At 36.7% G+C, this 12,427-nt stretch carries 10 protein-coding genes; 7 read left to right on the top strand and 3 right to left on the bottom strand.

Features of this window, described 5'->3' with window-relative positions:
* The first annotated feature begins 514 nt into the window (after positions 1-514).
* The gene (locus tag NXS10_RS05020) at positions 515-2,950 is read left to right on the top strand and encodes an HsdM family class I SAM-dependent methyltransferase (protein ID WP_259138343.1); all 2,436 of its coding nucleotides are present in this window, start codon (positions 515-517) and stop codon (positions 2,948-2,950) included.
* Positions 2,951-3,061: 111 nt separating this feature from the next.
* On the opposite strand, the gene NXS10_RS05015 is transcribed toward NXS10_RS05020, so the two are convergent.
* A complete protein-coding gene (locus NXS10_RS05015; RefSeq protein ID WP_259138341.1) occupies positions 3,062-3,403 on the bottom strand; it encodes a hypothetical protein in 342 nt (113 codons plus the stop codon).
* 74 nt (positions 3,404-3,477) lie between these two features.
* On the opposite strand from NXS10_RS05015, the gene NXS10_RS05010 reads away from it, so the two are divergent.
* From NXS10_RS05010 to NXS10_RS05000, 3 genes are all read left to right on the top strand, one after another.
* Complete coding sequence (locus NXS10_RS05010; protein WP_259138339.1) at positions 3,478-4,404, top strand: peptidase U32 family protein; 927 nt, start codon at positions 3,478-3,480, stop codon at positions 4,402-4,404.
* A 91-nt stretch (positions 4,405-4,495) separates the two neighbouring features.
* Entirely contained in the window at positions 4,496-5,782 is a 1,287-nt protein-coding gene (locus NXS10_RS05005; RefSeq protein ID WP_259138338.1) for a peptidase U32 family protein, read from the top strand.
* Between the two features lie 9 nt (positions 5,783-5,791).
* On the top strand, positions 5,792-5,989 hold the full coding sequence (locus NXS10_RS05000) for a hypothetical protein (protein WP_259138336.1): 198 nt from the start codon (positions 5,792-5,794) through the stop codon (positions 5,987-5,989).
* A gap of 37 nt (positions 5,990-6,026) precedes the next feature.
* On the opposite strand, the gene NXS10_RS04995 is transcribed toward NXS10_RS05000, so the two are convergent.
* Both NXS10_RS04995 and NXS10_RS04990 read right to left on the bottom strand, forming a co-directional pair.
* The gene (locus NXS10_RS04995; protein WP_259138334.1) at positions 6,027-7,277 is read right to left on the bottom strand and encodes a threonine/serine exporter family protein; all 1,251 of its coding nucleotides are present in this window, start codon (positions 7,275-7,277) and stop codon (positions 6,027-6,029) included.
* Positions 7,278-7,345: 68 nt separating this feature from the next.
* The gene (locus NXS10_RS04990; protein ID WP_259138332.1) at positions 7,346-8,281 is read right to left on the bottom strand and encodes a dihydroorotate oxidase; all 936 of its coding nucleotides are present in this window, start codon (positions 8,279-8,281) and stop codon (positions 7,346-7,348) included.
* A 232-nt stretch (positions 8,282-8,513) separates the two neighbouring features.
* Between NXS10_RS04990 and NXS10_RS04985 the strand changes: the two genes are divergently transcribed.
* The 3 genes from NXS10_RS04985 to NXS10_RS04975 all read left to right on the top strand — a co-directional run bounded on the left by NXS10_RS04985 (position 8,514) and on the right by NXS10_RS04975 (position 12,424).
* The gene (locus NXS10_RS04985) at positions 8,514-9,206 is read left to right on the top strand and encodes a phosphoglycerate mutase (protein ID WP_259138329.1); all 693 of its coding nucleotides are present in this window, start codon (positions 8,514-8,516) and stop codon (positions 9,204-9,206) included.
* A gap of 262 nt (positions 9,207-9,468) precedes the next feature.
* Positions 9,469-10,836 (top strand): UDP-N-acetylmuramoyl-tripeptide--D-alanyl-D-alanine ligase, encoded by a 1,368-nt coding sequence (locus tag NXS10_RS04980; RefSeq protein ID WP_259138326.1) that lies wholly within the window; start codon positions 9,469-9,471, stop codon positions 10,834-10,836.
* 43 nt (positions 10,837-10,879) lie between these two features.
* Positions 10,880-12,424 carry a peptide chain release factor 3 gene (locus tag NXS10_RS04975; RefSeq protein ID WP_259138324.1) on the top strand — a complete coding sequence of 515 codons (1,545 nt, stop codon included), beginning with the start codon at positions 10,880-10,882 and terminating at the stop codon, positions 12,422-12,424.
* Positions 12,425-12,427 lie beyond the last annotated feature (3 nt).

The following is a 12,427-nucleotide window of genomic DNA, read 5'->3' as shown; positions in this document are numbered from 1 at the left end:
ATAAAAACTCTATAAACTTTGATTTAATAAGAAATAAAAACAGTTCTTTTATCCTAAATTGGTTAAAGTAGCTGTTTTTATGTGTTTTCACGTTGAGAATTTAAAGTTATTTTTGTAGTTCGATGTTTAAACTGTTACATTAATGACCTTTATTTAGTATAATAATATATATAAATCTTTTTTGAAACCTTAACGAGGAAGGAAAATGGTTACGAAATTTCCCCTTGAACCTTGAGAATTGGGGGAGGGGCACTTTCTGATAAATTATCAGAACAAACGTAGTAAGTATGAGATAACAGAACAAGGATATAAAGTTTTACATCTCATTCAGAAGAAAAATGCTTGATTAAGGAGATTAGTATGGTACAATACATTAGCACAGCACAGCACAGCACAGCACAGCACAGCACACTGATTGTGTAATCGGACGTGTTTTTTGTCAAGCACTAAAACAGACTTTTTCACATTTTTGTGGGGAAGTCTTTTCTGGTGTATTGAAAAGAGAGGTGGCGTAATGGTTAGAAAAGATAAGATAGTCACACCAAGCGTCACTCAAAAGCTTCAAGAATTAGGTTATAACGTTTCTGATTGGGATGACAGTCAGACAGAATCGAAATTAACAAGTGAAATAATTGAAGTTCTATCACACTCTTCTAAAGAAATGAATGGGAAAGTTGGCATACCTGATAGAATTTACTGTAATAAAGAAAAAAGGTTATTGATTCTCGTTGAAGAAAAGCCAACAATACAAGAACATGAATTAGATAACATCAAAAAAGGATGTGTGGCAGGACTGAAATGGTATCTAAGTAAGTTTGCTAATAAAGAGTTCTCCACATGGAAAATAATTGGAGTTGCTGTTAGTGGAGATGTATATGATGAATACAAACACAAATTTAGCTGTTACTATATAGATGCAAAACAAAACATCAAATATATTGATAAGGTTTCTAATTTTCTTACCGAAACAGAATTTTTAGCGTTATTCAATAATCTTGACGAAGAAAAAGCGATTGAAGATATAACCAGAGTAAGTAAGAAGGTAAATAATCTATTAAGGTCGATTGATTCGCAAAAACGACCTACACTGCTTGCTGTATTGATGATTTGTCTCTACAATAAATCTGAGAACGTTTACAATAATTTTTCTGATTTATATCCTAATTATACTCCTGTTCAAATACTTGATAACCTATATCCTACAGTAAAAGGAATTTTGGAAAAAGAAGGTATTCCTGAAAACAAACTAAAAGCTCTAGAAGGAGAGCTAGGCTCAATAAAAACAGATGTGAATCTACAGAATACCTCAATTCTTAAACAAATTTTAGATGAATTAAATCAAAAAGTTATTCCTTTATTTAATAATCATTTTTCAACTAATTCAAATTACGATATTATGGGTAAGTTTTATGAGGAGTTTCTAAAATTTGCAGGAGTATCGAATGTAAAAAAAGGAATAGTCCTAACACCAAGACATATAGCAGGTTTATTTACAAGGTTAATTCCATTAAAAGCAAACGATGTTATTTTAGACCTTTGTTGTGGAACAGGTGCATTTCTGATTGCAGGGATGAATAAATTACTATCAATAAAAGGTGCAGATGAGAAGAACATAAAAGAAAATCAATTGTTGGGTTTTGAAATCAATTCTACTATGTATATTTGTGCGATTTCTAATATGCTATTCAGGGGAGATGGTAAATCAAGAATATATAACTTTGATTCTATCAACGATAAAGGTGTTGACAAAATTTTAGGAGAAGTAAAACCCACAGTTGGATTTATCAATCCCCCATATTCAGGTAAAGAAAATAAAGACGACCCTACTCCAAAAGAGATAACTTTTCTGAGAAAACTGCTAGATAATTGTTCTCGATACGGGGTAATTATTGCTCCATTATCAATGTATTTCAAGGATAAAACACTTAGAAATAATATTCTCTCTAAGCATACCTTGAAGTATGTTATCAATATGCCAAAAGACCTATTTCAACCTAATGCTTCAACTAGCACAGCAATAGCTGTTTTTGAAACGCATCTACCTCATAACTATAATAACGATGTTGTTTTTTATGATTTGAAAAATGATGGTTTTGTACTATCAAAAAACAAGGGTAGAACAGATATATATAACCACTGGAATGATATTGAAGAAAAGTTATTAGACGAACTTACTCATGGAAAAACATCGGATGGTTATAATATCATACGAACTAAAATCAAAAAAGGAGATGAATGGACTATATACGCTCATTCTCGAACAAACTATGATGAATTATCTAATAGTGATTTTATTAAAACTATATCTGATTATCTTCTTTATTGTTCAAAACAAGAATTATCGTTACTTGAAGAAACAGGGCTTTCAGAATTTCAAGAAATAAATTTACTTTCAAATTTCGTAAATGAAAAATTGAGCAATTCCACAACTACATTTCTTGCACCTGATAAAAATATAGATGAAATAGACTGGGGTTATTTTAATATAAGAGATGTTTTTGATAACATAGAAGGAACAAAAGGAGCTACTACATTTGACCTTATACAAGGTACGGATATTCCCTATATTGCTGCGAAGAAAAAAGACAACGGTTTTGATAGATTTGTTTCAAAAGAAGGGAACGAAGAGTACATCTCTAATGGAAACGGCATAGTTTTTGTGAATTTGGGCGATGGAAGCGGAGGATATTCAACTTACCAACCTGAGCCATTCATAGGGATGAATGGGAAAACTTCTGTTGGGTATAGCAAACATCTGAACAAATATACTGCAATGTTCTTGATAACTATTTTAGACAAAGAACGCTACAAATATTCTTTCGGTAGAAGCTGGAGTGGAGACCGTTTCAAAAACACAGAATTATATCTTCCGAAAAATATCCTAGGAGAGATAGATTGGTGCTATATGGAAGAATATATAAAAAGTTTACCTTACGCAAATTTAATCTAATCAAAAGACGATTTCCGCTTGGAAGTCGCCTTTTTTGATATTCTCATAAACACTACATATTGTGTCTGGTGTAAACTAGTATATAGTTCCCAAAATAATTATTACGCATCATTACAACACATAGCCACTAGACTTCATCACTTCCAAATCTTCTTCATTTATGAGTTGATTTCTATCTCTAGCTAACTGCCGATAGATAATATCTTGAATATTCTTTTGTTTTAAAATGACAGATACCAAAGGCCAATGCGCTAACTTGCGATACTTTGCTAAATGACATTTCTTAGATACCTCAAATAGACGGCTTTTAGGGCGGTCTAAAAGGTATTTACGCTTATTAAAAAAATAAACACCGTCTTCCTCGTTAAACTTAAAATAAGGGTTATCAATAGCTATTCTAGCTTTCTTAGTCTCCTCTTTCAAGACTTCCAAATCAAGTTTTATCGTTACCACCTGATTATTGGAATATAGAAACTTTAAGCCATTTGATAGGCATTTTCCCTCTTTTATGGTAAAATAAAAATGTTATGGAAAAAATAATCATTACCGCTACCGCAGAGTCCATTGAGCAAGTTAAGGCATTGTTAGCTGCTGGTGTGGATCGTATCTATGTTGGCGAAGAAAATTATGGGCTTCGGCTCCCTCATAATTTTACTTGTGACGAGTTACGTGATATTGCGACACTCGTTCATGATGCAGGATGTGAATTAACGGTTGCTTGCAATGCCCTCATGCACCAAGATATGATGGACAACATCAAACCTTTTCTTGATTTGATGAAAGAAATCAAAGTGGATTATCTGGTTGTTGGAGATGCAGGTGTTTTTTATGTGAATAAACGCGATGGTTACAATTTTAAGTTAATTTATGATACGTCTGTCTTTGTCACTTCTAGTCGTCAGGTCAATTTTTGGGGCGAGCATGGGGCTGTTGAGACAGTACTAGCTCGTGAGATTCCTTCTGAAGAGCTTTTTAAAATGTCAGAAAATCTCGATTTTCCTGCCGAAATTTTGGTGTATGGCGCTTCTGTTATTCACCATTCTAAACGTCCGTTGTTACAAAATTATTATAACTTTACGCATGTTGATGATGAAAAAACGCGTGAACGTGGCTTATTTTTGTCAGAGCCAAATGATGAAAATAGCCACTACTCCATTTATGAGGATAAACATGGTACTCATATCTTTATTAATAACGATATTGATATGATGACTAAACTATCTGAGTTGGTTGAGCATCATTTTACACATTGGAAATTAGATGGTATCTATTGTCCAGGTGAAAATTTTGTAGCTATTGCAAAGCTATTTGTTAAAGCGCGTGATTTGATACAAGTGGGAAACTTTAGTCAAGCTCAAGCATTCCTGTTTGACGAAGAGGTTCACCGCCTGCATCCTGTAGGACGTGGATTAGATACAGGATTTTATGATTTTGACCCTGATATGGTCAAGTAACTTCTAGTATTAGCGTGAGAGAGTTTCCTATTTCAGGGCATGCTGATATATCATTTTATACACCTTACAATCTTGAAAATTGGAGAATCGTATGACAAAAGTATTGAAACGCCCAGAGGTCTTGTCGCCAGCTGGGACACTTGAAAAATTAAAAGTAGCTATCGACTATGGTGCAGATGCTGTTTTTATTGGTGGGCAAGCTTATGGACTTCGTAGTAGAGCGGGAAATTTTTCAATGGAGGAGATGCAAGAAGGCATCAACTATGCGCATGAGCGAGGTGCTAAGGTCTATGTAGCTGCTAATATGGTTACCCACGAGGGCAATGAAATCGGTGCTGGTGCATGGTTTCGTGAATTACGTGATATGGGATTAGATGCGGTTATCGTATCTGATCCAGCACTTATTGTGATTTGTGCAACAGAGGCACCTGGTCTTGAAATTCATCTCTCTACACAAGCTTCTTCGACTAACTATGAGACTTTTGAGTTTTGGAAGGAACTAGGACTTACGCGTGTTGTTCTTGCGCGTGAGGTCTCTATGGATGAGCTTGCTGAAATCCGCAAGCGGACGAACATTGAGATTGAAGCGTTTGTTCATGGTGCTATGTGCATTTCTTATTCTGGAAGGTGTGTTCTTTCAAACCATATGAGTCATCGAGATGCTAATCGTGGTGGTTGTTCGCAATCTTGTCGTTGGAAATACAATCTCTACGACATGCCGTTTGGACAAGAACGTCGCTCATTAAAAGGTGAGATTCCTGAAGAATTTTCAATGTCTGCTGTTGATATGTGCATGATTGACCATATTCCAGATATGATTGAAAATGGAGTCGATAGTCTTAAAATCGAAGGGCGTATGAAGTCTATTCACTATGTTTCAACTGTAACTAATTGCTATAAAGCAGCAGTGGATGCTTATATGGAAAGCCCAGCGAAGTTTGAAGCTATCAAAGAAGATTTGATCGATGAATTATGGAAAGTGGCTCAACGTGAGTTAGCAACAGGATTTTACTATCAAACACCGACAGAAAATGAACAACTTTTTGGTGCACGTCGTAAAATTCCGCAGTATAAATTTGTTGGTGAAGTTGTTGCCTTCAATCCTAAAAACATGACTGCAACTATTCGTCAGCGTAATGTTATCCTTGAAGGAGATGCTGTTGAATTTTATGGACCAGGTTTTCGCCACTTTGAGTGCTATATTAAAGATTTGCATGATGCTGAGGGCAACAAAATTGAGCGTGCGCCAAAACCAATGGAGCTACTGACGATTACTGTCCCAGAAGTGGTGAAACCTGGTGATATGATACGTGCTTGTAAGGAAGGACTTGTTAATCTTTATCAAAAAGACGGTTCTAGTAAGACAGTCAGAGCTTGAGGCTAGTAGATGAACACTGTATTTTATCTCTTTTTAGTGATTTTACTTTTATTTACCATTATTAAAATAGCTTTGTTGGTAGTTTATATGCGTAGTATTAAGCCAGAAGTTGATGCAGATGGTAATATCATTCCAAAACCAATCAAAAATATATCTGAAGCTGATCAAAAAGAGAAAGAAGAAGAGGAATATGACAGAGATTGGTAAGATAAATCCCTTTAATCATCTGATTAAAGGGATTTCATTATGATAAAAAGCGATTGTTAAAAAAGTGTTTTGGGAATTGCTGGACAATATTAATAGCTATAGCAATCATCAGAGCAGTGATAAAACAAGATCGCAAGTGAACGATGGCCAATTGATTGGCACCTGTTAATAAAAAGTAGATGGCACGATATAAGCTTAATCCTGGTATTAAAGGCATCATGCTGATTGATAAAAAGATAGTCATAGGGCACTTTCTTTTGGTAGCTAAAATACGTGATAAAAAAGAACCCAAAAGTCCAGGGATAAAGACCGCCAAAGCTTCTATGTGATTGTGTTGCATGATGAGCAGATACAAGAGCCATGACAAGCCCCCTAAACTACCTAAATCAAGAAAATAACGTTTGGGAACTTGAAATAAAATAGCAAAGGCTATGGTTCCTATACCCGCCATGATGGCACGAATAATGAGTTCAAAGAATGTCTTTGTATCAGCTGAAAAATTTTGTTGCAAAGGCTTGGCAAAAGAGAATAATTCAGTCACTGCAACCACCCCAACAGAAATGGAAATACAGATAAAAAGAGATGACATGAGAAGTGTTAGTCCAGTCGAGAAATTATTTTGTGAAAATTCTCGAACTGAGCTTGTAAAAATAGCTCCTGGTACTAATACCATCAGTGCTCCTAGGAGAATAAGACTACGGTGATTGTTACTGATGATAAGATGCAATAGATTGACCGATAGGCAAGCAACTGAGCTTCCGATGATGGTCAATAAAAAACCTGTATGGACAAAATGCGCAATACTATGAAGGGTTAAGCCAAGAAATAGACCAGTAAGAGCAGCTGCGCAAGAGTCGCTAAGAGAGCTACCTAGAGCAAGCGAGAAAGCACCTGCTCCCATAAAATAGGCTAATAAATAATAATAAAGATTGTAATCTTTCATTTGGTCAATGGCGTTCAATTGTTTGAGGATAGTCTTAGCAGATGGATTGGAGGTAGCTATCAATTGACGAGATAGAGTATTAACTGCTTCTATTTTTCCGAGATTGATATGCTGTTCATAAACATTAAGAATAGCGGCTTCTTGTTGTCCGTGCGTATTGATAGCAGACGCCATGATACCATTACTAATGACGTAGGCATCAAAATCTTTCATTCCAAGGGCATTGGCAAGATAGCCCATGGTTTGTTCAACACGGTAAATTTCAGCACCACTCTCAACGAGAATTTTCCCAGCTTTAAGGATTATCTGAATTGTATTGCAATTATCGTTAGTGGATATGGTCATAGCATTAGCTTTCTAAATAGTTTTTTTGATAAAATCTAAAAAGTTGAGGCAAGCTCAACTTTTCTATTTCAGTCCATATAATGTAATTTTCCACGAAAATCATCGAGACTTTCATAGCCTTTTTCACTCATGATAGTTTGAAGTTCTTTTGTGATACGCTCAAAAGCTTGTGTCCCTTCTTTTTGTAAAATAGTGCCTAGCTGCACCATACTAGCACCACAGAGGATGTGTTCAAAAGCATCACGACCTGTTTTAACACCACCGGTTCCAATGATTTGAATAGAGGGATTAAGACGTTTATAAAAGGCATGGACATTAGCGAGTGCAGTTGGTTTGATATAATCACCACCTAGCCCACCAAAACCATTTTTAGGTTTGATGACAACAGTCTCATCTTCAATGACAAGCCCATTTCCGATAGAGTTGACACAGTTTACGAAAACGAGAGGATACTGGTTGAAGATAGCGGCAGCTTGGTCAAAATGTACAATATCAAAGTAAGGTGGTAACTTGATGCCAAGAGGCTTGGTATAGTAACTAAATACTTCCCTTAAGATAGTGTCTGTTGTTTCAAAATCATAGGCAATTTGAGGTTTTCCTGGAACATTTGGGCAAGATAAATTTAACTCCACAAGCCCTTGATAACTACTATTTTGCACTTTTTTTAGGATAGTATGTGTTTCTTCTGGTGACATGCCGACTAAAGAGAGGATATGAGGCTTACTGTCTTTTTGTTTCTGCTTCTCAATAACATAGTCTAAATAATAATCAATTCCATTATTTGGAAGTCCCATAGAATTGATGGAACCGAGATTGGTATTGACATAGCGTGGTTCAGGATTGCCCAAACGAGATTTTAGTGTTGCTGTTTTAGTGACAAAAGATCCAGCAACAGATCTCTCGACCTGTGTGAGTTCATCTCGAGTCATACAATACACACCAGCAGCATTCATCAAGCAATTGTCAAATTGAAAATTTCCTATATGTGTTGCAGTTGAAACCATAATATCCTCCAAGAAAGTTTTGTTTTATTCTATCATTTTAGTCTTAAAAGGGCAATAGTCCTTTTTGAAATTCATTAAATCCGAACGTTGTGGGAAACTCTTGATAAACAGTCTAAATATAAAACGCTTCCAAAAAATAAATTTATACTAAAACTAGATTTTTCCCCTATTTTTGTGTAAAATAGGAGAGTAAGTAAAGGCGATTGCCTAAATAAAAAGGAGATATATCTAAATGGTAAAATTGGTATTTGCACGCCATGGTGAATCAGAATGGAATAAAGCTAACCTTTTTACTGGTTGGGCTGATGTTGATCTTTCGGATAAAGGAACACAACAAGCTATTGATGCTGGTAAACTGATTAAAGAAGCTGGCATCGAGTTTGATGTCGCTTACACATCTGTTTTGAAACGTGCAATTAAAACGACTAATCTTGCACTTGAAGCTTCTGATCAACTTTGGGTGCCAGTTGAAAAATCATGGCGCTTGAATGAACGTCATTACGGTGGCTTGACTGGTCAAAATAAAGCTGAAGCCGCTGAAAAATGGGGTGATGAACAAGTACATATCTGGCGCCGTTCGTATGATGTATTACCACCAGCAATGGCTAAAGACGATGAATATTCAGCACATACTGATCGTCGTTATGCATCACTTGATGACTCTGTTATCCCAGACGCTGAAAACTTGAAAGTTACTTTGGAACGCGCTCTTCCATTCTGGGAAGATAAAATCGCACCAGCACTTAAAGATGGTAAAAATGTTTTCATCGGAGCACACGGTAACTCAATTCGTGCTTTGGTTAAACATATCAAACACTTGTCAGATGATGAAATTATGGATGTTGAAATTCCTAACTTCCCACCACTTGTGTTCGAATTCGATGATGACTTGAACGTTACAAACGAATATTATCTTGGTAAATAATGAAAAACTAGGCTTTGCCTAGTTTTTTTTATTCAAAAATGTCAACATAAGACGAAAAAATAGAGTGTTTGTTATCTAGAAGCTAGATAGAAATATGTGAGGAGATATACTTGCTAACTATTCCTATACTTATCTCGGAATTTTTGCGAGGAAATGATATGCTATTTTGTGATTGAGAAATGATAAGTCTCTTTATTTACGACTTGGTGGTTACCTACTTTTTATGATATACTGTTACTAACAGTTAATAAAGGAAAAACGTATGAAATTAACATTATCTGAGATTGCTAAAGTTGTTGACAGTGTCCAGACGCTCTCTGATGCTGAAGACGTTCCCATAGTATCAATAGAATTTGATAGTCGAAAAGTGACAAAGGGAAGTCTTTTTGTTCCTTTAAAGGGAACACGAAACGGTCATGATTTTATCGAGACAGCTTTTTTAAATGGAGCAGTTGCAACCTTATCAGAACACCCATTGGAAAACGTTACCTATATTTTAGTTGACGATTGCCTACAGGCTTTGCAAAAGTTAGCAGCTTATTATCTCGAAAAAATGCGTGTTGACGTGATTGCTGTCACAGGTTCTAATGGTAAAACGAGTACTAAAGATATGATTGCTAGTGTGCTTGAGACTACTTATAAAACTTACAAGACTCAAGGAAACTATAACAATGAAATAGGTCTGCCCTATACTATCTTGCATATGCCTGATGATACGGAAAAGATAGTCCTTGAAATGGGACAGGATCGTATGGGAGACATTCATCTCTTATCACTCTTAGCTAAGCCACGTATTGCAGTTGTGACATTAATTGGTGAAGCGCATCTTGCTTTCTTTGGTAGTCGTGATCAGATTGCCAAAGGAAAGCTTCAAATTGTTGATGGTATGGATTCAAACGGTATCGTGTTATTACCAAATGATCCAGTGCTTGATCCTTACCTCCCAACAGAGCAAAAGGTTATAACTTTTGGTCAAAATGCAGAACTTCAAGTTCAGGAAGTAGTCGAGTATAAAGATAGTCTTACGTTTAAGTGTAATGTTATGGAACGAGCTATCAAGCTTCCTGTGACGGGAAAATATAACGCTACAAACGCCATGATTGCCACTTATGTTGGGAAGTTGCTTGCGGTAGCTGATGAGGATATCAAGGATGCTCTTGAGCATATCACGCTTACTAAAAATCGAACAGAATGGAAAAAGGCTAAGAATGGTGCTGACATATTGTCAGACGTTTATAATGCTAATCCAACTGCTATGCGCCTAATATTAGAGACGTTTTCAGCAGTTTCAAAAGAACCTTCAGGAAAGAAAATAGCAGTGCTAGCTGATATGAAAGAGCTAGGCGAACAATCACGAAATTTACATAATCAAATGATTATGAGTTTGTCGCCTGACACGATTGATACACTGGTGTGTTATGGTGAGGATATTGCTGGCTTAGCTAATCTTGCTAGTCAGATATTTCCAATTGGTAAGGTTTACTATTTTAAAAAGACTGTCACAGAGGATCAGATGAATGAGATGATTCAGCTATTAGAAAGCATACTTGGACCAACTGATCAGATTTTATTAAAGGGTTCAAACTCTATGCATTTAGATAAAGTTGTTGCCTCTTTAGAAGGTAAGTAAAAATGACAGCGTAAAAATCTAATATTTATAAAAGAGAGATATGATGAGTTTACAAGAAAGTATACAAAAACGCCGTACCTTTGCTATTATTTCCCACCCAGATGCAGGAAAGACGACTATCACTGAGCAACTCCTTTATTTTGGAGGCGAGATTCGTGAGGCAGGTACGGTCAAGGGGAAAAAAACAGGAAATTTTGCCAAGTCCGACTGGATGGATATTGAAAAGCAGCGGGGAATTTCGGTGACTTCTTCTGTTATGCAGTTTGACTATGCTGGAAAGCGTATTAATATTCTAGATACACCTGGACATGAGGATTTTTCAGAGGATACCTATCGGACACTGATGGCGGTAGATGCAGCGGTCATGGTAGTAGACTCCGCTAAGGGAATTGAGGCGCAAACTAAAAAGCTCTTTGAAGTTGTCAGACACCGTAATATTCCTGTATTTACCTTTATCAATAAGCTGGATCGTGATGGTCGGGAGCCCTTGGATTTGCTAGAAGAGCTAGAGGAAGTGTTAGGGATTGCAAGTTATCCCATGAATTGGCCAATTGGCATGGGAAAATCTTTTGAGGGGCTTTACGATTTGCACAATGATCGTTTGGAACTTTACAAAGGAGATGAACGATTTGCTAGCGTCGAAGATGGAGATACTCTATTTAGTGGTAATCCTTTTTACGAACAAGCTAAAGAGGACATTGAACTACTTCAAGAGGCAGGAAATGCATTTTCAGAAGAAGCTATCTTGTCTGGTGATTTGACCCCTGTTTTCTTCGGTTCTGCCTTGACTAATTTTGGTGTCCAGACCTTTCTTGATACTTTCCTCCAATTTGCTCCAGAACCTCACGGGCATTTGAAGACTGATGGGGAAGTCGTTGAGCCACTTTCGGATGATTTTTCAGGGTTTGTCTTTAAAATCCAAGCTAATATGGATCCTCGCCACCGTGACCGCATTGCCTTTGTCCGCATTGTGTCTGGCAAATTTGAGCGAGGGATGGATGTCAATTTGACACGGACAGGTAAAAAGGTCAAGTTGTCTAACGTGACTCAGTTTATGGCAGAGGCCAGAGAAAATGTCGAAAATGCCGTTGCGGGCGATATTATCGGAGTCTATGATACAGGAACCTATCAAGTTGGAGATACCTTAACGGTCGGTAAGAATAAGTTTGAATTTGAACCTTTGCCAACCTTTACTCCTGAAATTTTCATGAAAGTTTCGGCGAAAAATGTTATGAAACAAAAATCTTTCCACAAGGGGATTGAGCAGTTAGTTCAAGAGGGAGCAATTCAGCTTTACACCAACTACCAAACGGGTGAATATATGCTAGGAGCGGTCGGTCAGCTCCAGTTTGAAGTCTTTAAGCATCGTATGGAAAATGAATACAATGCTGAGGTAGTCATGACTCCGATGGGTAAGAAAACTGTACGTTGGATTTCAGAGGAACAGTTGGATGAGCGAATGTCATCAAGCCGTAATATTCTGGCTAAGGATCGCTTTGAACACCCTGTCTTCCTCTTTGAAAACGACTTTGCTCTGCGCTGGTTTGCAGACAAGTACCCAGATGTAGTATTAGAAGAGAAAATGTAAGGA

This window comes from Streptococcus sciuri (genome assembly GCF_024814375.1).
GTDB lineage: Bacteria > Bacillota > Bacilli > Lactobacillales > Streptococcaceae > Streptococcus > Streptococcus sciuri.
Note: the sequence above shows the minus strand (reverse complement) of the source record. Positions and strands in the feature narration are given on the sequence as shown.